General features: G+C 42.0%; 24 protein-coding genes and 1 rRNA gene. 11 read left to right on the top strand and 14 right to left on the bottom strand.

Features of this window, described 5'->3' with window-relative positions; translation table 11 throughout:
* A 16S ribosomal RNA gene (locus tag ACF8FD_RS03550) occupies positions 1 to 88 on the bottom strand; the annotation flags it as partial.
* A 1,272-nt stretch (positions 89 to 1,360) separates the two neighbouring features.
* Entirely contained in the window at positions 1,361 to 2,593 is a 1,233-nt protein-coding gene (tyrS, locus tag ACF8FD_RS03545) for a tyrosine--tRNA ligase (protein WP_392453185.1), read from the bottom strand.
* Between the two features lie 63 nt (positions 2,594 to 2,656).
* Between tyrS and ACF8FD_RS03540 the strand changes: the two genes are divergently transcribed.
* Positions 2,657 to 3,784, top strand: a complete 1,128-nt coding sequence (locus tag ACF8FD_RS03540; protein WP_058870637.1) for an anhydro-N-acetylmuramic acid kinase — start codon at positions 2,657 to 2,659, stop codon at positions 3,782 to 3,784.
* Positions 3,785 to 3,896: 112 nt separating this feature from the next.
* Here the strand turns inward: ACF8FD_RS03540 and ACF8FD_RS03535 are convergent, their stop codons facing one another.
* The 3 genes from ACF8FD_RS03535 to purE form a co-directional block, all read right to left on the bottom strand.
* On the bottom strand, positions 3,897 to 5,180 hold the full coding sequence (locus ACF8FD_RS03535; RefSeq protein ID WP_392453183.1) for a lytic murein transglycosylase: 1,284 nt from the start codon (positions 5,178 to 5,180) through the stop codon (positions 3,897 to 3,899).
* 773 nt (positions 5,181 to 5,953) lie between these two features.
* Entirely contained in the window at positions 5,954 to 7,075 is a 1,122-nt protein-coding gene (locus ACF8FD_RS03530) for a 5-(carboxyamino)imidazole ribonucleotide synthase (protein ID WP_126039060.1), read from the bottom strand.
* 15 nt (positions 7,076 to 7,090) lie between these two features.
* Complete coding sequence (gene purE, locus ACF8FD_RS03525; protein WP_348924721.1) at positions 7,091 to 7,603, bottom strand: 5-(carboxyamino)imidazole ribonucleotide mutase; 513 nt, start codon at positions 7,601 to 7,603, stop codon at positions 7,091 to 7,093.
* A 212-nt stretch (positions 7,604 to 7,815) separates the two neighbouring features.
* Here purE and ACF8FD_RS03520 point away from each other — a divergent pair, with 212 nt between their 5' ends.
* Positions 7,816 to 8,265, top strand: a complete 450-nt coding sequence (locus tag ACF8FD_RS03520) for a hypothetical protein (protein ID WP_392453181.1) — start codon at positions 7,816 to 7,818, stop codon at positions 8,263 to 8,265.
* Between the two features lie 25 nt (positions 8,266 to 8,290).
* Here ACF8FD_RS03520 and ACF8FD_RS03515 read toward each other — a convergent pair whose 3' ends face one another.
* A complete protein-coding gene (locus ACF8FD_RS03515) occupies positions 8,291 to 8,629 on the bottom strand; it encodes a DMT family protein (RefSeq protein WP_234963278.1) in 339 nt (112 codons plus the stop codon).
* A gap of 255 nt (positions 8,630 to 8,884) precedes the next feature.
* Here ACF8FD_RS03515 and mpl point away from each other — a divergent pair, with 255 nt between their 5' ends.
* Entirely contained in the window at positions 8,885 to 10,252 is a 1,368-nt protein-coding gene (gene mpl / locus ACF8FD_RS03510) for a UDP-N-acetylmuramate:L-alanyl-gamma-D-glutamyl-meso-diaminopimelate ligase (protein ID WP_392453179.1), read from the top strand.
* Positions 10,253 to 10,309: 57 nt separating this feature from the next.
* On the opposite strand, the gene ACF8FD_RS03505 is transcribed toward mpl, so the two are convergent.
* The 3 genes from ACF8FD_RS03505 to ACF8FD_RS03495 form a co-directional block, all read right to left on the bottom strand.
* Positions 10,310 to 10,666: a hypothetical protein gene (locus ACF8FD_RS03505; RefSeq protein WP_392453178.1), complete on the bottom strand. Its 357-nt coding sequence runs from the start codon at positions 10,664 to 10,666 to the stop codon at positions 10,310 to 10,312.
* Between the two features lie 114 nt (positions 10,667 to 10,780).
* Complete coding sequence (locus ACF8FD_RS03500) at positions 10,781 to 11,065, bottom strand: GNAT family N-acetyltransferase (protein ID WP_004697494.1); 285 nt, start codon at positions 11,063 to 11,065, stop codon at positions 10,781 to 10,783.
* Positions 11,066 to 11,104: 39 nt separating this feature from the next.
* A complete protein-coding gene (locus ACF8FD_RS03495; RefSeq protein WP_062031177.1) occupies positions 11,105 to 11,389 on the bottom strand; it encodes a GNAT family N-acetyltransferase in 285 nt (94 codons plus the stop codon).
* A 399-nt stretch (positions 11,390 to 11,788) separates the two neighbouring features.
* Between ACF8FD_RS03495 and ACF8FD_RS03490 the strand changes: the two genes are divergently transcribed.
* From ACF8FD_RS03490 to ACF8FD_RS03480, 3 genes are all read left to right on the top strand, one after another.
* Positions 11,789 to 12,754 (top strand): TerC family protein, encoded by a 966-nt coding sequence (locus tag ACF8FD_RS03490; protein ID WP_392453177.1) that lies wholly within the window; start codon positions 11,789 to 11,791, stop codon positions 12,752 to 12,754.
* Positions 12,755 to 12,938: 184 nt separating this feature from the next.
* Positions 12,939 to 13,301, top strand: a complete 363-nt coding sequence (locus ACF8FD_RS03485; RefSeq protein ID WP_058952476.1) for a hypothetical protein — start codon at positions 12,939 to 12,941, stop codon at positions 13,299 to 13,301.
* 3 nt (positions 13,302 to 13,304) lie between these two features.
* Positions 13,305 to 14,465, top strand: coding sequence for a glutathionylspermidine synthase family protein (locus tag ACF8FD_RS03480; RefSeq protein WP_392453175.1), 1,161 nt, complete (start codon positions 13,305 to 13,307; stop codon positions 14,463 to 14,465).
* 381 nt (positions 14,466 to 14,846) lie between these two features.
* Here the strand turns inward: ACF8FD_RS03480 and ACF8FD_RS03475 are convergent, their stop codons facing one another.
* Positions 14,847 to 15,320, bottom strand: a complete 474-nt coding sequence (locus tag ACF8FD_RS03475) for a hypothetical protein (protein ID WP_058870669.1) — start codon at positions 15,318 to 15,320, stop codon at positions 14,847 to 14,849.
* 328 nt (positions 15,321 to 15,648) lie between these two features.
* Between ACF8FD_RS03475 and guaD the strand changes: the two genes are divergently transcribed.
* The 3 genes from guaD to ACF8FD_RS03460 all read left to right on the top strand — a co-directional run bounded on the left by guaD (position 15,649) and on the right by ACF8FD_RS03460 (position 18,142).
* Positions 15,649 to 16,965, top strand: a complete 1,317-nt coding sequence (guaD, locus tag ACF8FD_RS03470; protein WP_392453174.1) for a guanine deaminase — start codon at positions 15,649 to 15,651, stop codon at positions 16,963 to 16,965.
* Between the two features lie 225 nt (positions 16,966 to 17,190).
* Positions 17,191 to 17,718, top strand: a complete 528-nt coding sequence (hpt, locus tag ACF8FD_RS03465) for a hypoxanthine phosphoribosyltransferase (protein ID WP_279699875.1) — start codon at positions 17,191 to 17,193, stop codon at positions 17,716 to 17,718.
* Between the two features lie 172 nt (positions 17,719 to 17,890).
* Positions 17,891 to 18,142 carry a GlsB/YeaQ/YmgE family stress response membrane protein gene (locus ACF8FD_RS03460; RefSeq protein WP_058870649.1) on the top strand — a complete coding sequence of 84 codons (252 nt, stop codon included), beginning with the start codon at positions 17,891 to 17,893 and terminating at the stop codon, positions 18,140 to 18,142.
* 58 nt (positions 18,143 to 18,200) lie between these two features.
* On the opposite strand, the gene ACF8FD_RS03455 is transcribed toward ACF8FD_RS03460, so the two are convergent.
* Together ACF8FD_RS03455 and dmeF are read right to left on the bottom strand one after the other, a co-directional pair.
* The gene (locus tag ACF8FD_RS03455) at positions 18,201 to 18,902 is read right to left on the bottom strand and encodes a DsbC family protein (RefSeq protein WP_279732664.1); all 702 of its coding nucleotides are present in this window, start codon (positions 18,900 to 18,902) and stop codon (positions 18,201 to 18,203) included.
* A 106-nt stretch (positions 18,903 to 19,008) separates the two neighbouring features.
* Positions 19,009 to 19,986, bottom strand: coding sequence for a CDF family Co(II)/Ni(II) efflux transporter DmeF (gene dmeF, locus ACF8FD_RS03450; protein ID WP_392453171.1), 978 nt, complete (start codon positions 19,984 to 19,986; stop codon positions 19,009 to 19,011).
* A 56-nt stretch (positions 19,987 to 20,042) separates the two neighbouring features.
* Between dmeF and ACF8FD_RS03445 the strand changes: the two genes are divergently transcribed.
* The gene (locus tag ACF8FD_RS03445) at positions 20,043 to 20,309 is read left to right on the top strand and encodes a metal/formaldehyde-sensitive transcriptional repressor (RefSeq protein WP_004697473.1); all 267 of its coding nucleotides are present in this window, start codon (positions 20,043 to 20,045) and stop codon (positions 20,307 to 20,309) included.
* 166 nt (positions 20,310 to 20,475) lie between these two features.
* Positions 20,476 to 21,621, top strand: coding sequence for an MFS transporter (locus ACF8FD_RS03440; protein ID WP_279732663.1), 1,146 nt, complete (start codon positions 20,476 to 20,478; stop codon positions 21,619 to 21,621).
* 44 nt (positions 21,622 to 21,665) lie between these two features.
* Here the strand turns inward: ACF8FD_RS03440 and mnmE are convergent, their stop codons facing one another.
* Both mnmE and yidC read right to left on the bottom strand, forming a co-directional pair.
* A complete protein-coding gene (gene mnmE, locus ACF8FD_RS03435) occupies positions 21,666 to 23,021 on the bottom strand; it encodes a tRNA uridine-5-carboxymethylaminomethyl(34) synthesis GTPase MnmE (protein WP_392453170.1) in 1,356 nt (451 codons plus the stop codon).
* A 99-nt stretch (positions 23,022 to 23,120) separates the two neighbouring features.
* The gene (yidC, locus tag ACF8FD_RS03430) at positions 23,121 to 24,884 is read right to left on the bottom strand and encodes a membrane protein insertase YidC (RefSeq protein WP_004697434.1); all 1,764 of its coding nucleotides are present in this window, start codon (positions 24,882 to 24,884) and stop codon (positions 23,121 to 23,123) included.
* Between the last annotated feature and the right edge of the window lie 5 nt (positions 24,885 to 24,889).

Genomic DNA, 24,889 nt, shown 5'->3' with positions numbered 1-24,889 from the left:
TATAGCAAGCTATACTTCCCCGCTCGACTTGCATGTGTTAAGCCTGCCGCCAGCGTTCAATCTGAGCCATGATCAAACTCTTCAGTTAAAATCATTAGTAGCTTATGGCTACAAATCTTGGCTCATCAATTTTCTGACAAATATTTCTCAAATAAACTTCGAGTAATTTTTACCTTCAATCAATGAAATATTTTCGATCGATCAATCAGTAAAAATCCACACAAGTTGTTCTTCATAATCTCTTAATGATTTTTCTAACACCTCGTCAGTGCTAGAAGATGGACTCAATATACTTAACAACTCAGCACTTCGTGCTTCGTTCGTTTCCGTCTATCTCGTCGGTATGGGGTGCATTCTAGAGGATTTCTAAAGCTTTGCAACCCCCAAATTCACTTATTTGAAACGGGTGTTGGTTTTTTCTACAAAACTTAAGAAAAACCGTATTTTTCATCTATTTTTTGATCATATTTATAATTTTTTCTCTTATTTCTTTCAACATGAGCATTTCATTTCCAATCTTTAAAAGCCTTTTTAAGCTTAAAATTTAATCCTTAGCATTTATTTTTTCTTTAGGATGATTCTTATCAATCTTCTGGCAAGGTTTTCAGACTTAAAATCACCCTGCATTCCTTTCATCTCTGTATTTTTGATAAATCATCTTTCTAAAGACGTAGTTCTTTTATATTTAATACACGCTTAAGCTGAAAAACTGCCACATCGCTATAAAAACACCTAAGATTTAGTAAGAATGGAATGCCTAGTCTGTTTTTATTTCATTCGCGTAATAGCAAAGCCCTCTTCTATCTATACCATGGCCAAGATAATTCAAGACAGAGCTGAAATAACAGCCACGATAAAGCTTGATGATACGAAGCATCTGGATATAAGTAGAAAACGCAGTGCTATATAGCTGATGACCAGCTTTATTTAAAAGTCTGTTGCACCTAACTTTTATGACAGCTCGTTATTTGTCTACGAGAAACTGATTTTAAAAACTAAATTTTTGCCAATAAAAAAGGAAGAGATCTCTCCCAAAACCTCTTCCTCGGAGTTAGATCGTTATCTGATCCATAGATGTCATTATTATAGTTATCTTAAAAAAGTCCCTTGGGGAAGAGACTTGAAAACTGTGGAGAGTTATTCTTATTGACCCTTCTAGCGATGTTAAAAACATCGACTAGACGTTGAAATCTTATACACACTCATTTTAAATTGCAATATTTTTGGAAAAAATTAAGCATTGTTTTTATAAGGTTTTTTTTGAATTTACTTATTTGATTTTTTTATAAAGATTAAAAAATAAAAAGCAGGCCAAAGCCTGCTTTTATATCAACAACTTAAAACATATATATGCACCGACTTAGTCTGTAAAAGTGACTTTCGCAATGGCTTTTTTACCCGACTGGATAATTAAAGTGACATTTTCTTTAACAGAGAAACTCATATCGACCACGTTCCAATCAACTTTGACCGCACCACGACCAACAGCATCTTTTGCTGCTGCAGCATTTGGGTTTAAGCCCGCTACGCGAAGAATCGTTGCAATAAACAACTCGCCACCAAATTCAGCGCGTGAAATCGTCACTTCTGGTGTCCCTTCGGGTAGTTCACCCTCAGTAATCAGGTTGCCTGCACCTTTATGTGCATTTTCTGCCGCTTCTGCACCATGGAAACGCTCTACCAACTCAAGCGCAAGAATCTTTTTCACCTCTTGTGGATTACGCCCTTCAGCAATTTCGTTTAGCAGGACTTTAATGTCTTCAACGGATTTAAAGCTGAGTAAATCGAAATAGCGTTCAATTAATGCATCTGGCATCGAAAGGACTTTCTGATACATCGCCCCTGGTGCATCAAATACCCCAATATAATTACCCAAAGACTTAGACATTTTGTTCACACCGTCTAAACCTTCAAGGATTGGCACTGTAATGCAGACTTGCGCTTCTTGATCATAACGACCTTGAAGTGTACGCCCCATCAATAAGTTAAAGGTTTGGTCCGTACCGCCTAACTCAACATCTGCCTCAAGGGCAATCGAGTCATAGCCTTGAACCAATGGATATAAAAACTCATGAATTGCGATTGGTTGATGGTTGTTATAACGCTTGGTGAAGTCATCACGCTCAAGCATACGAGCAACCGTTTGCTGTGAAGCCAATTGAATCAGGTCAGCAGCCGTTTTATCGGCAAACCATTCAGAGTTGAAGCGCACTTTGGTTTTATTCGGATCAAGAATTTTAAACACTTGTTCTTGATACGTTTTTGCATTTTCAAGCACTTGCTCACGCGACAATGGTGGGCGTGTTGCACTTTTTCCAGTCGGGTCACCGATCATCGCGGTGTAGTCCCCAATCAAGAAGGTCACGTCATGACCCAAGTCTTGGAAAGTTTTCAATTTATTAATTAAAACCGTATGCCCCAAGTGCAAGTCAGGCGCAGTCGGGTCAAAGCCCGCTTTAATTTTTAAAGGACGATTTTCTTTTAATTTCTTCAGAAGATCTTCTTCAGAAATAATTTCATGCGTGCCTCGTTGAATGAGAGCAAGTTGTTCTTCAGCCGGCAGGAAATTTGACATCACAAAACCCAAACACATCAGTTATTCAATTTGTGCGATATACTAACACTTTTTCAGCACATTGCAGGCTTTAGAATAATCATGACAGCGATCTATATTGGGGTAATGACCGGCACCAGCATGGATGGTGTTGATATTGTTGCTGCTTCTTTTGATCCATTGCAGCTTCACGCCACCCTCACTCTTTCTTTCGACCCAGATTTACGCGATGAACTGATGGCACTCACTTTGCCCGGTGACAACGAAATCGACCGTATGGGCAAGGCAGATGTAGCTTTAGCAAAGATGATTGGCGAGGGCATCAATCAACTGATTGAGCAAAGCCATTTAGATCGTAGTCAAATCAAAGCTATTGGCTCACATGGACAAACCATTCGCCACCGTCCAGAGCACGGTTTCACCCTACAAATTGGTGACCCAAACATCATCACTGAAATCACCCAAATTCCTGTGATTTCAGATTTTCGACGTCGTGATATGGCCGCAGGTGGACAAGGTGCCCCGCTGGTTCCTGCTTTTCACCAAGATATGTTCCAACATGAAAGCATTCATCGCGTCATCTTAAACCTAGGCGGCATCGCCAATGTCAGCATGTTGCCCGCAGGCCAACCTGATCAGGTCTACGGTTTTGATACAGGCCCAGCCAACATTTTAATGGACGCTTGGTGTGAACGTTTTACTGGACAGCCCTATGATGAAAATGGCAATTGGGCAGCTTACGGCCATCCGATTCGCAGCCTGCTCGATCGCCTACAATCACATGAATATTTTTCCAAAGAACCACCGAAAAGCACTGGTCGTGAAGACTTCAACCTCGAATGGTTAGATGAACAAATTGCTGACTGGCGCAATGACCTTGAATACGACGAACTTGAAGACAGTCCTGAAAATGTTCAAGCCACATTAATGAAGCTCACCACACGTGCCATAAAAAAAGCCATCTATCGCTCCGATATGGATACCGGTGAGGTCTACGTCTGTGGTGGTGGTGCGTATAACTCGCATCTTTTAGAACAATTACGTTGGCGCTTACGTAAGCACAATTGGTCCGTACAAACCACCTCCGCGATTGGCTTAGCCCCAACTTGGGTGGAAGCGACTGCCTTTGCTTGGTTGGCCATGCGTTTTATCCAGCAACTCAGTGGCAACTTGCCGACAGTGACAGGTGCACGGGGCGACCGTATTCTCGGGACAATTACCGCAGTTTAAACATCACAGTGCTTCTGACCTTTTAGTCGCAACCAGTGCAAATCAAAAAAGCCAGCCAGGTGAATAACCGACTGGCTTTTTATCTATATCAGCGATTTTTTTGCTGTTAATGTTAACGCATCATCAACTTGGTATTTTCCTGCCGAAAGGCTTTTAAAATTTGCTGTCCCGCTCGTCCCGTCGGGCTTAAACCTAAACGGATTTGCTCCTGTCGAATGGCTTGACGAGTTTTATCACCAATCAAACCATCTACTGCGCCAATATCATAGCCACGATTCAGTAAAAACTGCTGAATTTCACGACGTTCGGAACGCGAAGTGCCTGCATCATCGGTTGGCCAAGTTGTACTAAACCCACCTTGCCCTTGTAAGCGGTCTGACAAATGCGCAATCGCTAATGCATAACTTTCTGCAGCGTTATAACTATAGATTGCATCAAAGTTTTTAAACACTAAAAACAGTGGACCATTTTCACCAGCAGGTGCCATCAACCCCGCTTGCGAGCTAGAAGATAAATTGCCTTGAATTAACGCTGAGCCATCTGCACGTACCAAGCCATTTTGTATCCAGTAAGATAAGGACTTCTTATTGCGACGACTTTCACCACTCAGAGAGATCGCTTGCGGATTTTTCACTTCAAAGCCCCAAGGTTGCCCAGTTTGCCAACCGCGTTTTTTGAGGAAATTGGCTGTTGATGCCAAAGCATCTGTAGTACTCGACACCAAATCACGGCGTCCATCACCATCAAAATCAACGGCCAGCTCCTCATACGTCGATGGCATAAACTGGGTATGGCCAAACGCACCTGCCCACGAGCCTTTCAGTTGTGATTCAGTTAAATCGCCTCGCTGTAAAATACGCATAGCGGCAAAAAACTCTCCACGGAAATAGCTTTGGCGGCGCCCTTCACAGCTCAATGTACCTAAAGCTTGTAATAATGGATATTTACCTGAAATATCGCCAAAATTACTTTCCACGCCCCACACGGCAACCACGGTCTCCGCAGGCACACCATATGCTGCCGCACCACGATTCAACACTTCACGATGCTGCGCCAATTTTTGCTGACCTACTGCAACACGCTCATCATCCACCAATCCTGACAAATAATCCCAAATCGGCGTGGAAAATTCAGGTTGGTAATTTAATTTTTCAATCACAGAATAATCAGGCGCTAAATTTTGCGTGTAGCGATCATAAGTAGACGCAGACACACCATTCGCCATCGCTTGGCTTTTTAAATTGGCAATACAGCTTTGAAATGAATTCTGAGGACTATAATCGGAAGTTGCGACATTTGAACTGCCTGTAACTTTTTGACCATTAATAATGAGCTCAGCATTCGCCTGAGTCGTCGCTAAAAAAAATGAACCTAAAAGAAAAGCAAAACGGTGCATAAAATCCCTAATCATTCTTTATCTCTAAATTATGCTTTTTACCTTAACACTTTCGATTTCACTTTTCTGAATCAAAACGTAAATGAATATTCATTCTGGTTTAAATTCAAAACCACTTATCCACAACACCCCACATCTCAGCTTTTGAATTCAAAAACAACCTCTGACTCAGCATATACTTTAAATTCAATCATCTTGTTTTAAATTCATTTATCCACAAATTTTATTTAACATTAACAATCAACAATATAAATAAAATAAACCATCACAACTAAAGCTCAATATTTTTAAATTCAAAACTTTAAATTCATTCAGCAGTCTTTAAATTTATTGTTTTGAATTTAAATTCAAACAACATCAAAACTTTTAAATTCATTTTAAATTTAAACAATCGATTTAAATTTAAAACTCACTTTTGAATTCAAATTTTTTACTTCTATTTTTTAAATTCAAAATAGACTTAAAAAGATATCCACATACCCAAGTTGATAGAGATCTCTGCTGTTTCACTTTCTTTTAGGTGAAAACCAGTGTCACATTCAATTGTGGGCTCTGTTTTAAACGTGCATCTCTGTACAAAACTCGCTTTATTTTGCTTTCAGTTTATTTTTCTATGCGCTAATTTTATCTAAACGGATAAAAAACACGCAATTTATTTTAATTTTGATCCGATTAATGGTCACTTTTTTCAAAGAGGCGCAATCATGCCTGAATGAATCCAAATAAAAAAGCGACCACTATCGTGATCGCTTTTTTTAACAACAACTGAAGCTTTAGATGGTCATATCTTCGCTCAGTGCCAATGGATTTGGTAAAATTTTCGCCAACTGACGACACAGCGTCGTGAGTTGAGCGGTATCATTCGGCATTAAAGTCAGGTGACCAATCTTACGGCCTTCACGTTCTTCCTTATTATAAAGATGTAGATGTACACCTTCTAAGGCCAAGACTTGTTCAGACTGTGGATACTGACCAATAATATTGATCATGACCGTAGGGCGAACTACTTCTGTTGAACCCAAGGGTAAGCCTGCGACTGCACGAATATGGTTTTCAAACTGAGAGCATACTGCGCCTTCAATCGACCAGTGTCCTGAGTTATGCACACGTGGCGCCATTTCATTGGCATATAAACCTTTGTCTGTGACAAACAGTTCTAAAGTCAATACGCCAACATAATTCAAATGATTCAATAGGCGAGTGATGTAGTCTTGTGCAACGGGTTGTAAGTCCGCACTATTCGGTGCAGGGACAATCGAATGCGACAAAATACCATGATGATGATGGTTTTCAGCCAATGGCCAGGTTTTCACATCGCCATTTTGACCACGTACCGCAATGATCGAAACTTCACGCGAGAAGGTCACAAAGCTTTCTGCAATTAAACTTCCAGCAGGGCCTAATTCAGCCCATGCTTGTTCAATTTGTTGTTCAGAACGCAATACAAACTGACCTTTGCCATCATAGCCACCTGTGGCTGTCTTCAGTACAATCGGTAAGCCTAGCTCAGCAACCGCAGCGCTTAAACTTTCTAGTGAATCTACCGCTTTATAAGGCGCAACAGGAATCTCAAGCTCATCAAATAACGCTTTTTCAGACAAGCGATGCTGCGCAATGGCTAAAGCCTGACGCGGCGGATGCATATCTTTTTGCTTGGTCAAAACATCAACATCAGACAAAGGCGTATTTTCAAACTCAAGGCTGAAGACATCTGCACTGGCAATAAAATCTTGTAAACCGTTTTCAGTTTTACTTGAAATCACCGTTCCTAAAGCCGCTGAAGGGCAGTCTGTACTCACATCAAAGAACGTACATTGAATATTCAGTGGCAAAGCCGCTTGTGCCATCATGCGACCCAGCTGCCCACCACCAAAAATACCGATGGTTTTATTCATGAGGAATGCCCCGTATTAAGCTTGGCCTGGAATGTTGTTGCTTGCAACTTTGTCGGTTTGTGCAGCACGGAAATCGGCCACATGTTTTGCAATTTCAGGACGTGTCAGACCTAAAATTTGTGCTGCCATAATCGCGGCATTGGTTGCGCCTGCTGGACCAATCGCCAAAGTACCCACTGCAATACCTGCTGGCATTTGCACAATCGATAACAGTGAATCGACACCGTTTAAAATCGAAGACTTCACTGGCACACCCAGTACAGGCAAATCAGTTTTCGCCGCACACATTCCTGGTAAATGCGCCGCACCGCCTGCACCCGCAATAATCACTTGGATACCACGGTCACGTGCTTGTTCAGCATATTCAAAAAGACGATCTGGCGTACGGTGCGCAGACACAACTTCCGCTTCAAATGGGACACCAAGTTGCTTAAGCATATTGGCAGTGTGTTCGAGAGTAGCCCAATCTGATTGAGAACCCATGATAATTCCAACGAGAGGAGTGTCTTGTGAAGCGGCCGCATTCATTGCAATGTTTCCAGAGATAGTTAAGAGAGATAAATCTCGACTAGCGCCAAGCTTTAATAAGAGCCCTGTATTATAGACTGAAAATTCATCTCAATAAAATTTAACGGTTGTCTTTAAAGAGAAAACTCCATAATATTTTTATGAAAATATTTTTATTTTTTTCAATTTTATAAAAACTTTTATTAAATCAATATTCATCAGAGCCTTTAAACATGAAACAGATCTTCATCCTGCTCGCTTTAGCCATAAGTTCACAGAGTTTTGCCCAACTAATTCAACTCAATACTAACCAATTTGAAAAAGACTTTAGCCTATTACAGAAACAAAAAGGCTATAACGGCCAAATTAAGAGTAATGGCTACATCCAAGAAAAGTTTTTAGTGACCGGAAAGTCGGTCATTGATGAACGTGAACCGGTCATGATGACAGGCTATTACAAAGCAGATGATGGCAAAGATAAAATGTATTCTATTTCAGAATATCGTGTGTTTTGTGATGACCAAACCTATGGTTATGCACTCATCAACTTTGAAGCAGACGGTCAAATGAGTGTACTGACCAGTGATAGTGATTATGCCTTTGACTATGAGGATCCCACTGCACGAGACCGTGAGTTTAGTAAAGTCCTAAAAAACGCCTGCAAACACGCATCTCTTAAATGATGAGACCTGTGCTGTATTAAATCAATTAAGCACTGCGAAATACGAAATAAACACAACCAAAAAGGCATAAACCTGCCCACAAATAATCCAATTTAAAGGGTTGTTTAAAAAGAAAAATCATAAATGGGACAAAGACCAATAGAGTCACGACTTCTTGTGTGATTTTCATTTGACCCAAAGACCACCCGTGTTTGGCCAACAATCGCGTTGCTGGAATCATAAAACTGTATTCGAGTAACGCAATGGCCCACCCAAATAAAATGGCTTGCCAAAGCGGCGCACCATGCAAAAATTTAAGATGACCATACCAAGCCAAGGTCATAAAGCAATTGGAAATAATCAATAAAATAAAGGGCAGGGACATGAAGCAAGATCGCCAAATTTAGGAGCATTTTATTCTACGTTTTTTGCGAGGAAATTCAGCAAATATTGCACTTTTCAGCCAGCTTTTTTACAAAATAAAAGCGTTGTTCAAGCCGCAGAATAATTAAACGATTAGATACAAGAATCACTATCTTTTCGCTAAGCGCCTTGCTATGGTTGCTTTCACATCGAATTAATCACGACAACAGCACCAACAATACGTGATGTGTCTATAAAAGCAGTGGAGTGAGGCGGAATGCATCTGCATATTTTGGGTATTTGTGGCACCTTTATGGGGTCTTTAGCGCTTTTAGCACGTGATCTTGGCCACACAGTGACGGGTTCGGATCTAAACGTTTATCCTCCCATGTCGACCCAACTCGAAAATGCAGGCATTACCTTAATGCAAGGTTATGACCGCAGTCATTTACAACCTCATCCTGATTTGGTCATCGTCGGCAATGCGATGAAACGTGGGATTGATGCCGTTGAATACATGCTCAATGAAGGCTTACCGTATATTTCAGGCCCACAATTTTTGGCCGATCATGTGCTCCAAGGCAAACACGTACTTGGTGTAGCAGGGACCCACGGTAAAACCACCACCACCACCATGTTGGCTTGGGTCTTGGATCAGGCAGGTTTAGAGCCAGGTTTCCTGATTGGCGGTGTACCTTTAGGTTTCTCTGAAAGTGCGCGTTTAGGTGCTGGCAAGTACTTCTGTGTCGAAGCCGATGAATATGATTCTGCCTTTTTCGACAAACGTTCGAAGTTCGTGCATTACCACCCCAAAACAGCCATTTTAAATAACCTTGAATTTGACCATGCCGATATTTTTGATGATCTAGCAGCAATTCAAAAACAATTCCATCACTTGGTTCGTACCATTCCAAGTGAAGGTCGTATCATTGCGCCTATTACTGAAAGCAATATTGATGAAGTTTTAGAGCAGGGCTGTTGGACACCTGTGGTTCGTACCTCTTTAGAGGCTCACGACCAGTCCGAATTGTATGCCGAACAACTCAGTGCGGATGGTTCGCACTTTAAAGTCCTCCAACACGGCGTGGTGAAAGGCACGGTGCAATGGAACATGACAGGGCAGCACAGCGTAGCGAATGCTTTGGCGACTATCGCTGCGGCTGAACATGTGGGCGTAAGCATTGAAAAAGCGTGTGAAGCACTGTCTAACTTTGGCGGCGTGAAGCGTCGTATGGAGCTTTTAGGCACAGTACGTGGCGTTGAAGTGTATGATGACTTTGCCCATCACCCAACCGCAATTGATACGACGCTAGAAGGTGCACGTAAGCGTCTAGGCGAACGTAAGTTGTGGGCAATTATTGAACCTCGTTCAAATACCATGCGCATGGGAAGCCATAAAGATGGACTCGCACACTCTGCACGTTTGGCCGATGAAGTGATTTGGTATCAACCAGAAGGTTTAGACTGGGACTTACAACCTGTCATTGCGGCTGCGCCCAACAAGGCTGTAGTTGCACGTACGTTGAATGACATTATCCATACCATTGTCAGTGAAGCAGGCGATGGCGATGCGGTTGTGATCATGTCCAATGGTGGCTTTGGTGGTTTACACCAAAAATTGATTAGCGCCTTGAACGCAGAATAAATTGTCCCATTAGAAAAAAAAACCCGCATATGGCGGGTTTTTTACAAGCTTATCCAATTAAAAACCAGACATCGTACCCGCATATTCAAAGTCTTTTAGTTTTGACCAACCTTGAACCGTGTCTCCCAAGCGTTTACTAAAATACATGATCGAAACCCACTGCTCTTGGCCATCATCATAGGTGCTATAAGCAGTGATATGGTCATTTTTAATCATAAACAGATCTTTGATTTTACAAGCATTGCTCGGTGCTGAATAAAAATACACTCTGGTTGAAGCAATCACTTTCATGCCCCAACGTGGAATGATCTGAACTTCTTTTTGTTCTGCCTTTTCCTCAAGTTTTACACAATCTTCAGCATGCAATAAGGGGGCAACTGAACAGAATAGGCCCATAGATAAAAGCGTCTTCATATACTTTGATTCCATCATGTTCAGCGCTGCAAAACACAAAATAGAACTGTAATGGCAGCTATATCGATCTCATTTTAGCTTAACCTTTAGAATTGCGATGAATGTTGTGAACAATTAAGCCGCGACATCTTCAAAACTTTTCTCACGGCGAAACATCACATCGACATAAGAGCAGGTCGGGATAATCTTCAGGTTTTTCTCACGTGAAAAATCAACCAGAGTATCCAACAGCAAACGCGCCACACCTTGACCTCGCAGTGAATCATCGACCCAAGTATGGTTGGCATCAATGGTTGTCTCGTCCCGCCAAATATAACTAATTTCAGCAATGCGCTGACCGTCTGCATTATTTAAAAAAAACTCACCTTTTTGATCACGATCTACATGTTGAAATTGCATAGCACACTCATTGAATGGATTGATTTATCGTTCTCTATCTTAGTGGAATAAAACATCATGAATAGATGGATCTTTGTCGAATACCGATTTGGAAAAGGGACACAAGGGTAAAATTTTCACGCCCTTATCACGGGCAAAGTTAACCAAAACATCCAATAACTGACGCCCCACATGTTGCCCACGGAGCAACTCACTGACCCAAGTGTGATCAATAATAAATTTATCATCCCCAGCCCAACTATAAGTCATTTCCGCCACACGCTCGTTTTCTTGCTCAACAAAAACTTCGCCTTTACTACCTGTTTCTTGATGTTGAATTTTCATTATTATTCCTCTTTGGTTTACTGTTTTTTTTTAGCTTGCCACAAATTGAAGTAAAATTTTGTCTCATTTATATTTCATCTACAATTTTCTTTAATATTTGCTCAAACCATAAAAATATGCGATGCTTAACTCACTTTTGGATCAAATCCAAAACCAAATTTATGTTGAACAAGGGGAGTAGCCTCCTCCAAACGTGAAAAATCAATGCCATGCATCACTTTCACGTGTCAGATTATCGTCATTACACTTTGCAAAAAGTCGGTATCTGAGCATTTTAGCGCACAAAATACATACGCTAAAATGTAGGCAAGACCTTGATCATGTTGTCACAGATGTTTTATTTCATCTGGCAGCAGGTCAAGGTTTTTTTGTGGCCGATTGCTGGATGTGGAGGATTTCATGGAATCTATCGGCAATTTATGGCTATACATTGCTTTTTTCGGCATTGTTACCGTGATGCTACTAATCGACTTTTTAGGCTTTAAACAAAAAGAAGGTCAAGAAGTTAAAATCAAAACCGCCGCGTTATGGAGTATTGCGTGGGTTTCCGTCGCATCACTCTTTGGTGCAGGTCTCTGGCTGTATTTACAACAAACTGCAGGTGTTACTGTGGCCAATACAAAGGTCATGGAGTATTTTGCAGGTTATTTACTTGAAAAATCTTTAGCCGTTGACAACGTCTTTGTCTGGCTGATGATCTTTGCTGCTTTTGCCATCCCACCTGCATTACAACGCCAATTACTGCTTTACGGTGTCTTGGGTGCGATTATTCTACGTACCATCTTTATTTTTATTGGCGCGTGGTTCGTACAAGAGTTCTCATGGATTCTGTATATCTTCGGTGCGTTCTTGGTGTATACGGGCTTCAAATTCTTCAAAGGGCAAAACGAAGAAGAAACCAATATCGAAGATATGGCGATCTTAAAATGGTTGCGTAAACATATGCGGATTACCCCGCAAATGCATGGCAATAAGTTCTTTGTGCGTCAAAATGGGATGCTGTGGGCAACGCCGCTGTTCTTGGTGTTAATTTTAGTTGAAGCGTCGGATGTAATTTTCGCGGTGGACTCCATTCCTGCAATTTTCGCGGTGACCTCTGATCCGTTTATCGTGTTGACTGCAAACTTAATGGCAATTTTGGGTCTACGTGCGATGTTCTTCTTGTTGTCTGGTGCAGCAACCAAGATGCATTATCTCCCATATGGTTTAGGTATTATCTTGGTGTTTATCGGCTTTAAGATGCTCATGCTGGATGTGTTCCATATGCCAATTTGGATTTCACTGGGCTTTATTGTGTTGGTGCTGACCATCACTGCGATCTTGTCGATTCGATACAGTAAGAAACATCATCAAACCACCCTCTAATGTTTTAAAAAAGCCTTCCACTGTGAAGGCTTTTTTATGACTAAATTTTAGTATGCTCAAGACTTAATCCTATGATTTTCTGTGCAAATGTACTGTACTTTATGCAGACAGCTCCCTATGATAAGCGGGCTTAAAACCCTTGGTTTTACCTGTAAAAATAAAAGAACCCGAAGGTTGCTCATCCATGCGTACCAAAAAATTAACTCTTGTTGTGGTGCCCGTTTTACTCACGGCATGTAGCGGCTCTAAAACCCTACAACAGGATGTTTACAATAACCAATACAACTGCTACCAAGACTGGCATTTTGAACTGTGCGAACCTGCTAACGAAAATAGTGAATCGAGCTATAGTGGCTCTACTGGGGTTTATATCGGCCCACAATATTATAAAAACAACCGTAAAGTCCGTTACATGGGCCAAATCTTGAAAGCTCGCGGACGTCATTCGACGGGCACACCTAGAATCTCAACTCACGTTTTTAGCCATGCCAAATCCCAGCCCATTCGTGGAGGCTTCGGCCGTGGCGGAGGCTCGTTCGGAGGTTAATACATGAAACGAGTTCTACTGCCTGAGCGTGCAAACTGGCAACAGGCGCATCAAGAGATTGGTTTTGACTACTACAACTTGCCGTCGCGCGATGGTTCAATGTATTGGTCAGAAGGGGTGGCTTATGAGTTTAGTCTCAAGCAAATTGAACAGCTAGAAGATGCCTCGAACGAATTACACCAGATGTGCCTAGAAGTGGCAGGGGATATGATTCAACGCAGTCATTATCCCGAATATTTTCAAATTCCCCCAGCAGCGATTCCTCTGATTGAGCATTCATGGAAAAACCAAACGCCGATGCTGTATGGCCGTTTCGATTTTGCCTATGATGGTCAAGCCATCAAAATGCTGGAATATAATGCCGATACACCAACGGGTTTACTCGAAGCTTCTGTTGCACAGTGGCATTGGATTGAACAGGTCGAAAATATTGCAAACCGCGATCAGTTCAACAGCATTCATGAAAAGCTGATTGAGCGCTGGAAACAGCTCTATCCTGCGCGTAGCCGTGTCCATTTCGCAGCCTGCCAAGAAGCAGGGCGTGAAGATTGGGGCAATTTAGAATACCTCATGGATACTGCTTTTCAGGCGGGCTTAAATGTCAGCGAACTGTCCATGGAAAACATCGGTTGGAATGGCACAGCCTTTGTCGATTTGCATCAGCAAGAGATTCAGCATTTATTTAAGCTGTATCCGTGGGAATGGATTTGGGAAGAAAGTTTTTCGCAGTTTCTCAAACCCGAAACCGAATGGATTGAACCGTGTTGGAAAATGCTACTCTCCAATAAAGCCCTGTTGATCGAGCTATGGAAACGCTTTCCAAATCATCCATTGTTGTTAGAAACCCATGCTTATGATGCACACGCCCACTATGCAGGGAAATGGGTGCGTAAGCCCATCTTAGCGCGCGAAGGCGCAAATATTCATATCCTACAAAACAATGTCGATTGTGGCGCAGCTTCAGGTAGTTTTTACTTTGATGACTACGACAAATATGGCTATGTCATGCAACGCTGGGTAAAAACTCCGTTGCATGAAGGCATGCTGCCCACCTTGGGACTTTGGATGGTCGGAGATGAATGTGCGGGGATGTCACTGCGTGAAGATGTGTTTGATGTGATCGGCAATGATGCGCATTTTGCTGCGCATTATTTTGTGGAATAAAGTGGCGCTCTAAATCACCTATTTAAAATAAGTGTCCAAAGATTAATGCGGATCTGTTCAGGCGTTTTAGTAGGAGCACCATCACTTTTAGGTTATTCACGACAGAGTCTTATCTTTTTTAAGTTCGATACTGGGAGCTCAATTATTCTTTTGTTTCGCCAAATGAGAAGCGAAGCTTCGTAAGGAACGCATTTGTCCTCCGCAAAACCTATTCACTTTCTATAATTAAAAAATTTGTGTTGCAAAAACAATCTATTCCAAACACTACGCAGGTTGCGGATGACGCTTCCGTGTATCAAATAAAGTTTAAATTGAAAAAGAAAATGCCTGTCAACTCTAAAACTGGCAGGCATACATTCGAAGACAATATTTTTTTCAAGCTTAAATGGTATGCGCTTTAACCCGCTTCATATAAGACACTAAACGCGTGAAAAACAAGATTTGCAGGAAGATGGTAAACAGCGAAATAGTCCATTCATACCAATCGTCAAACGCCGTGCCTTCTAGATTAAATGCAAAATAAAGCCCCAATAACACTGCACCAAATACAACACCAGCCACAGTGGTTTGTACCAAAATGGGAAAAGACAACGCTGTGATTCGACCTAAGAAATGCTCACCCTCATCACCGCCATTGGCTTTGTAAGCGCTTTGAATCCCGATAAACATAATCAATAAAGTCAGAAGTCCCTCAATACCAATCACACGGACATCCCCATAGGGTGAATACATGCCGTAGTAATACACCACTGAAACCAGTAACGCTGTGACTAAGTAGTAATTTTTATAATGTTTTTTATCGAGGGTATTACTAGATAATTCATGTGCTAATGCTTTGGTATTCCAAAAATACATGCCGGTCATTGTCTCTTATTTTATCAATGCCGACACTGTACTGATTCAGCATTTAAAGATAAAGACTTTCTCAACAAAATTTTGCGAATAGATTGAATCATTTAAGCGCAAAGCTTGTGCTTATGTATGACATAAAAAATCATGATCTTATCGATGGCATGGATACATGTCTGGCCTCAAAACAGTTCAATTTTTTAGAAAATACTGCTCCAGTCTTTCATTTAAAATCTAGCGTTCACAACACACATAAAAACTTCATTAAATAGCCGTGAAAAAAATCCAGTTTACGGTACAATCAATCGAAAAAAAGTCAAAACACAGGTTTAAAATGTCTTCTGTAGTTGCAACGATGGCGGTTCGCGGTCGCTTCCTAGATATTCAGAATACGGTTGCCCAAGCGCGTGAAATTCACGACCAAGTGCGTTACGTAGAAGATGGTTTACTGATTAGCCAAAATGGCAAAATCCAATGGTTTGGATCTTGGCAGGAGGGGCAACAGCACCTTCCTGTTGGCGTCGAGGTTCAGCACTATCCTGAACAATTGATTGTGCCGGGTTTTATCGACACCCACATTCATTTTCCACAAACAGAAATGGTGGGGGCCTATGGTGAACAGCTACTCGAATGGCTCAATACCTATACCTTCCCAACTGAATTACAATTTTCCGATAAAGCCTATGCCGACCAGATTGCCCAATTCTTTGTGCAAGAACTGCTAAAAAATGGCACCACCACAGCCTTGGTCTTCTGTACTGTGCATACCGAATCAGTCGATGCTTTATTTGAAGCAGCAGGGCAGCACCAGATGCGCCTGATCGCAGGTAAAGTCATGATGGACCGTCATGCACCTGAAGACCTGTGCGACACGCCTGACAGTGCTTATGCAGACTCTAAAGCACTGATTGAGAAATGGCATGGCAAGGGCCGTAACCTGTATGCGATTACGCCACGTTTTGCTCCAACCTCGACACCAGAGCAATTGGCTAAAGCAGGGCAGCTCAAAGCTGAATACCCAGATGTGTATGTGCATACGCATTTAAGTGAAAATAAAAATGAAATCGCTTGGGTGAAAGACTTATTCCCTGAGCAGCAAGGTTATCTCGATGTTTATCATCACTTTGGTTTAACTGGTTCACATTCGGTCTTTGCCCACTGCGTGCACTTAGAAGAGGCTGAGTGGGACTGCATGCATCAAACTGACTCTGCCATTGCTTTCTGTCCGACCTCCAATCTATTTTTAGGCAGTGGCTTATTTCCATTGAATAAGACTTGGGAAAAGCAGGTAAAAGTTGGGCTCGGTACAGACATTGGTGCAGGGACCTCTTTTAACCAACTACAAACTCTGAATGAAGCCTATAAAGTACAGCAGCTTCAGGGTGATAAACTATCTGCATTTGAATCGCTTTATCACGCTACGCTGGGCGGTGCCAAAGCACTGAGTTTGGATGATAAACTCGGTAACTTTAATTTGGGCAAAGAAGCGGACTTTGTGGTACTCGACCTCAAAGCAACTGCGTTACAAGTATTACGTCAACAACGTGCAAAAGGGATTGAAGATGCGCTATTTGCCCTAATGACCATGGGCGATGACCGTAATATTCATGCGACTTATATTTTTGGTCAGAAAGCCTATGTGCAAAACTAAGTAGCAAATAGCGAAAATTTAAGCGGCTAATCGAGTTTTGAAACAACTTTGATTTTCGCCTCTAAACCAAGCAGCATCCCGCCTGCAATGAAATGATTACATTTCCAGCGGGCAAAAGGGGGTGCATCTCGTTTAGAGATATATTAAAATTAATGCATATATAGAGGTGTTGCAGGTCAACGCCTTTTTTATTTTTGATTTTTTTAAATTTTTAGGTATCTACCCATGACCGTTCAAATGAGCGTAATGATTTCTACTGAAGAGATTCAAGCGAAAGTAAAAGAGCTTGGTGCACAAATCGATGCGCATTATGCAAACAGTGATAAGGAACTCGTACTGATTGGTTTATTACGAGGTTCAGTCATTTTCATGGCAGACTTATGTCGTACGATTTCAAAACCCCATGAACTCGATTTCATGACGGTTTCGAGCTACGGCAGCGGTACGGTATCTTCACGTGATGTAAAAATTTTAAAAGATTTAGACGGTGAAATTCGCGGTAAAGATGTTTTGGTCATTGAAGACATCATCGACTCAGGCAACACCTTGAGCAAAGTACTCGAAATTTTAGAAACACGCTCTCCCAACTCAATTGAACTTTGTACCTTAGTCAGCAAACCTTCACGCCGTGAAATTGAACTCGATGTGAAGTTTTTAGGCTTTAGTGTCGAAGATCGATTCATTGTGGGTTATGGCCTAGACTACGACCAAAAGTACCGTCATTTGCCATTTATTGGTGAAATTGGTCTTTAAGAGCAATCGATAAAAGAGTGGCCGAAGGCCACTTTTTTTATTTTTACTATTAGCTAAGTACATAAAACATACAGTTTTTAGCAGATTCGCTCTACTGCACAGTCGCATTATGCCCGATGATATTTTTGCAAATGATGTAAAAACAAAGACATGATAAAAAAGGAGCTGGCTCATGTGGTCACTTATTGTTGCAATCGTGATTGGTTTTATTGCAGGTCTCATCGCACGCGCTATCCATCCTGGCGATGACAAAGCGGGATTTATTGTCACCACTTTACTGGGGATTGCAGGTTCTCTCGTAGCCACTTATGGTGGTCGTTTACTCGGTCTATATAGTGAAGGTTCTACCGCAGGCTTTATTGCGTCAGTTATTGGTGCCATTATTATTTTATTCATCTACAACATGGTCACCAAAAAAAGCTAAACTCATCCATTAAAAAAAGCACCATTGCAGGTGCTTTTTTATCTATATCTTTGAACTCTTATAAGCCCAGTTCACGCCACATATTTTCAATGGTGGTTGAAGGCACAGCACCATTCACTTTAAAGCCATTTGAGAAAATAACTACAGGCGTCCCTTGTAAATCCAGACTACGACCGAGTTCAATGTTGCGCTCAATTGGATTGGCACACGGTTTTTTCGACGTCGGTTGGGTCCCTTTCGCAATCAAATTTTTCCATGCGAGGGCAGGGTCTGCTTCACAAAACACTTGTTTCGACGGTGCAATCGATTGCGCCTTAATGGCATAAATAAAGGTATAGATGGTCACATCATTCAGTTTATTCAGCTCAGCCTCTAACTGCTTACAGTAAGGACAGTTTGGGTCTGAAAAAACCGCCAATTGGCGTTTGCCGTTGCCTTTAACGCTTTTAATGGCATCTTTTAGCGGCAGCTTGTTCCAATCAAGCGAGTTTTGTTGCACATATAAGGCAGCACTTAAATTTTTCTGATCTTTTAAGCGCACCATCGAACCTGCAATCACATGCTCAGCCGCTTCGCCTAAATACACAATTTCGCCATCTAAAGATCCGCTATAAATGCCCGACATTTCTGTTTTTTGAATATTTTGAACATTAATATTTGGGTAATTCTTTTTTAAGTTGGCTTGAACACTTTCTACGTTGGCCATACTCATGCTTGCAATTGCACTTGTGAGTAGTGCCAAACCCAGTTTTTTTATCATCACTTTTTGCTCTTTCAATCGGAGAACCACGGCGCTAGTGTAGAGCGTATTATTCAAGCATTGAATCATTTTTTCCACGGCTTTACCGAAACCCAACACGCCTTGCTTATGAACTGGCCAAAGTTTCACGTGGAACAGTTAGAGCCTTGCTATTAATTTCCACCGAGACATGAACAATTTCCTCATGAATCGAGAGCATTGCCCGCACGCGATCCGCAGTTAAGTCTACCGTCGTTTCTAAAGCCAAAATGCAGGAAAACTTGCCTTTGCCTACTTTCCAAACATGTAAATCAGTCAAGGTCGTCTGCGGTAGTTCTGCCAACACTTCGCGAATTTCATCCACCACATGATGATCCATTTCAGCATCTAACAAGGTTTTTCCCGTTTCTTGCATTAAGCTCAATGCCCATTTGGCTACCAGTATTGATCCCACGATTCCAAGGGCAGCATCGAGAAAATCCCAGCCCAAATATTTACCAAAAATCAGCGCAATAATGGCAAAAATGGAAGTCACTGCGTCTGCCACTACATGCATAAATGCAGCTTTCTGATTTAAATCATGATGATGGCTATGTGCTTCTGATGCATGATCATGATGGTGATGGTGATGGTGATGGTGATGGTGATGGTGATGGTGACCATCATGCAGCAACCATGCACAGATTAAATTCACCAATAAGCCTAAAATCGCAATTGGAATCGCTTCGTTATAATGAATTTGTACAGGCGAGAATAGACGCTGAATCGAGTGAAAAGCCATAGAACCTGCTACTACCATCAGCAAAATAGCACTGCTGTAACCTGCAAGAATTTCAATTTTCCATGTGCCGAAACTAAAGCGCTGATCATGGGCATAATGCCGTGCAGCACGATAGGCAAAATAAGCCAAACCCAGTGCCAACATATGCGAACTCATATGCCAACCATCCGCCAGCAAAGCCATTGATTGGAAAATCCATCCACCAATCACTTCTAATAACATCATGACTGCCGTTAAAATGGTCGCCATTAAAATCCGTTTTTGTGCCAGTGGATTACCGTCATCAAAATGATGCGTATGCTGACGTGATGGGGTATTTTGCATTTAAAATCATTCACCAATATACTCCCCCTTAGTATATTTATTTTTGGAGCAATGTGTTGAGTCATTTGCATGAAGATAAAAAAATTTTAAACCGTGTGAAACGCTTACAAGGGCAGGTCAACGCCGTTGAACTCTCGATTACACATCCCGATGCCAGTTGTATCGACGTTTTACAACAAGTCGCTGCTATTAAAGGCGCGGTCAATGGACTGATGAATGAACTGGTTGAAGCACACTTACGCCATCATGTATTAGCACAAGCTGAACAGGTCAATGAAGAAGAGTTGGCTGAGTTCTTAAAACTGCTGAAACGCTATGGCTAAGTTTCATTGCATTCTTTTTCAAGTTTTTAGTTGACCATTTTTTCCACAAACCGATACACTGTTGCTCTCTATCCTTTTTCTCTTGGGCATCAAAATATTCTTGTTTTGACTGAGAGAGCCGCATGGCATTTGCATGACAACAACCACTTCTTGGCGTCCATTTTGTATGGTCAGCCTCGCCTTAATGATGGGAACGATGGGGACTGCTTTAGCCAGTCCACTTTACCCACTGTATCAAGCCTTATGGCATCTGGTGCCGAGTCAAATCACCTATATTTTTGTGGCTTATATGTTTGGTTGTCTCGCTACTTTACTGTTTCTTGGTCGGACCAGTAATAGCATTGGCTATTTATGCACCTTACAAGTGGGTTTAGTGTTTATTAGCATCGGGTTAGTGATTTCCGCTTATGCTTCTGATGCTCTCATCTTATCTTTGGGGCGCTTTATTATTGGTATTGCATCTGGTTTGATGACCACTTCAGCCTTACTGGGACTGATGTATACCGTGCCCAAAAGCCATCAACAGATTGCGCCGCAGCTCAGTTCGATTATTACCGCAGTAGGCTTTGGCTTAGGCCCGCTGATTGGCGGCCTGATTGCTCAATTTTCAGAATACCCTTTGGTCAGTCCTTATCTACCCGTTATTCTTGGCGCTGTACTGTGTTTCTTTGGTTTATTTTGGGTTCAATCTCCCACGTTTACCGCACAGCCCTTTAGTATCGCCCCAAAGCTACTCCGACCAGAAGTGCAATATCATCAGTTGTTTTTGATTGTTGGATTTACCGCATTTAGTGCCTTTGCCGCGTTTAGCTTGTTTGCATCCTTATCTCCTTCATTTGTGCGGGATATTTTGCCGTGGCACGGCCCCCTCATTAGCGGTTCTGCCATTACCAGTATTCTCATTGTCTCTGCCGTGGTGCAGTATTTTGCCAGAAGTATTCCTGCTTATAAGTGCCTTAACTATGGCTTAATCACCTTGATTGCAAGCTTAGGCATTTTGGCGCTGTGTATACTATTTCAACTGAGTGCATTTTTCTTTATCAGTGATTTTCTCGTTGGTGTCGGACATGGCCTGACCTTGATTGGTTCCTTTGGTCTCATTCATGCCATGACCACCTTAGAGAATCGTGCTGCAGTGATGTCGACTTATCTTTTTATTGGTTATTTGGGTACGATTGTACCCATTGTAGCTGTGGGTTATTTGGCAGATCACTTTGGATTAAGCTTCGGGGTCATTAGCTTTTGCATTGTCATCGCTTTATTGTGTTTTTATCTGTGGTTTGCGCATAAGGGCAGTATACGTCTGGCTTAAAGATCAAAAGCCCTGATCAGAGGGCTTTTTCATCAATAGCAGTGTTATTTTCCAATACAGAATGATCCAAAAATTTTCCCAAGCAAATCATCCGCACTAAAGTCCCCTGTAATTTCACCGAGGGCATTTTGCGCCAAACGTAGCGACTCTGCGACCAACTCACCTGCGTTATACACCACCAATTGTTCACGAGCTTCAGCAAGGTAAAGCTGAGTACGTTTCATTGCGTCTAAATGGCGTGTACGCGCAATAAAGGTATCTTCTTCTGGCTGGAAGCCTGCATGCGCTGTAATCGCTTCTATGAGTGCTTGAACGCCAGTTTCTTGCTTTGCCGAAACCATAATATGACGGAAGCCATTAAAATCTTCGATATGCGATGTTGTTTCCACCAAATCACACTTATTACCAATCAGCATTAAACGTTTCGGTTCAATATGCTCAGCAAAATATTCTTGCGCCAGTTTGAGTGGGTCTTCGCCTTGGCTTAAGTCATAGACTAAAAGTAACAGGTCGGCTTGCTCAATTTCTTTAATGGCACGACGAATCCCTTCTTTTTCTACAATATCGCCGGTTTCACGTAAACCCGCAGTATCGGTTAAGGTAATGGGTAAACCATTCAGGGTAATTTTTTCATGTAATACATCCCGCGTCGTACCTGCAATATCCGTCACAATGGCGCGTTCAATGCCCGCTAATGCATTGAGCAGTGATGACTTACCCGCATTCGGTTTTCCTGCAATCACCACTTGTAAACCTTCACGCAGCAACTGTCCTTGACGAGCCGATTGTTGTACTTGGTTCACAGCAGCTGTAACACCATCTAAAAGATTTAAAATTTTCCCATCCGCAAGAAAATCAATTTCTTCTTCAGGAAAATCAATCGCAGCTTCCACATGCAAACGTAGATGAATCAATTGCTCCAACACGCGATTTACTTTAGTTGAAAATGCGCCTTGTAATGAGCGTACCGCAGAACGTGCAGCGGCTTGAGACGTCGCATCAATCAAATCGGCGATCGCTTCAGCCTGTACCAAATCCAGCTTGCCATTTTCAAAAGCACGCATGGAAAACTCACCGGCTTTTGCTGCAATCGCACCGAGCTCCAACAAACGCTCCAGTAAAGCATTTTGAATGACAGGGCCACCATGACCTTGCAACTCAACCACATCTTCACCAGTAAACGAGTTCGGGTTCGGAAAACAAATCGCTAAGCCCTCATCCATCACTTCGCCAGAGGCATCATAAAACTGGCGAAAACCAGCAAAACGCGCTTTCGGTAATTCTTTTTGAATCAAGGCCTGTGCAATCTCATAAGACTTGGGACCAGATAGGCGAATGACCCCCACACCACCACGCCCAGGTGGTGTTGCAATGGCAGCAATCGTGGTTCGGTTGTACATAACATTCACCTAAAATCTTAAAAGTCACACAATGAAAAATCCGCCTAAGATTACCATCTTAAGCGGATTTATTCAGCTTTTCGCGAAAAGTTGCCTCGATTAACTCGACGCACTTTCCTTATTCAAGCGGTCTTTTTCAACAGATTTGTTGATCAAGGTCTGCTGAATAATCGTGATACTGTTGTTGACAATCCAGTACAACACGAGACCCGCAGGGAAGAACAACATAAAGACTGTGAAAACAATCGGCATGATTTTGAAAACTTTCGCTTGCATTGGATCAGCAGGTTGGGGGTTTAAAGACTGCTGAATGAACATCGTTGCGCCCATTAACAGCGGTAAAATAAACCACGGATCCATCGCTGACAAATCTTGAATCCAAAGTAACCATGGCGCATGACGAAGCTCAACTGACTCCATCAACACCCAGTACAACGCAAGGAAGATTGGCATTTGTAATAACAATGGCAAACAACCCGCAAGCGGATTGACTTGTTCACGTTTATACAGTGCCATCATTTCTTGAGAGAAGCGCATGCGGTCTTCACCGAACTCTTCTTTCATACGCTGCATTTCAGGTGCAATGACACGCATTTTCGCCATTGAGCGATAGCTCTTAGACGACAATGGCCAAAGAATCAGTTTCACCAAGACCGTTAACAAAATAATTGCCCAGCCCCAGTTGCCCACTAAACCGTGGAAGAACTCAAGACCCAAGAACAATAATTTCGCAATTGGCCATAACCAACCATAATCAACAGTTTGGTTTAAACCTGTTGCGAGCTCTTTTAACTCAGATTGAACTTTAGGACCTGAATAGAAGGTCGCGTCAATCTCAGCCACTGTACCAGCAGGCACAGTAATCGTCGGCGAAGTAAAACCAATGATATTCATATCATCCGTTGACTTACGCGACTCTAATTTCGCAACATAAGGTTGACCATTGGCTTGCGTCAATTTTAAGTCACCTGGAATCCAAGCACTCACAAAGTAGTGCTGAACCATAGCAACCCAGCCCCCTTTCGCTTCAACATTCAATTTTTCTTCATTGAAGTTAGCAAATTTAAGCTTGTTATAATGTTCTTCAGGCGAACCCCAAGCACCACCTAAGAAAGTGCCCAGCGTGAAAATACCTTGATCCGATTTGCCTGGATCATCAGAGTTGTCACGTTTGAGTTGACCAAACATTTGACCCTGCCAGTTTTGACCACTGCGGTTCACCACTTTATGGTTCACAACAACAGGATATTCACCTTGCTTAAAGGTAAAGGTTTTAATGATTTCCACACCATCAGCTGTTTTCAGTACCATCGGTACGGTTAACACTTTGATGCTTTTTCCATCTTCAGTTTGAACCGCTTTGGCATCATTTAATGTATAAGCAGATTTTTCAATCTCATACATTGGACGACCGCTACGGTTACTGTCTGGACCATTAAGACCAATTAAACCAGACTGCGCCACATAAGTACGTTTTGCATCACTTTCAAGCATGACAAATGCTTCGTTACTGTCTTTGCTCTTGTCATGGTTTAACAATTCAATACGAACAATATCACCACCTTTAGGATTAATCCAAAGATGATAAAGGTCAGTTTGTACTGAAATAAGCTGTTGATTTACAGATGCTTTTGCTTCTGTAGCTGGTTGCTGAGTCGCGATATTTGCTTGTGGCATATCAGACGCTGCTGAAGCCGTTTGAGCATTTGGCAAATCTGCAGATACTTCATGTGAAACTGCTGCAGCCTGTTGTGGCTGTGGCTGAGTCTCAGCATGTCCATAATCTTTTTGCCAAGCCAAGATGAGCAAATAAGCGACAACAAACATGGCCCCGAGAATGGCAAACCTGGCCCATTGTTGCATATCGA

It is taken from the genome of Acinetobacter sp. TYF_19 (assembly GCF_043105125.1).
Lineage (GTDB): Bacteria > Pseudomonadota > Gammaproteobacteria > Pseudomonadales > Moraxellaceae > Acinetobacter > Acinetobacter johnsonii.
The sequence above is the reverse complement of the archived record's forward strand: the minus strand, read 5'-3'. Positions and strand labels throughout refer to the sequence as shown.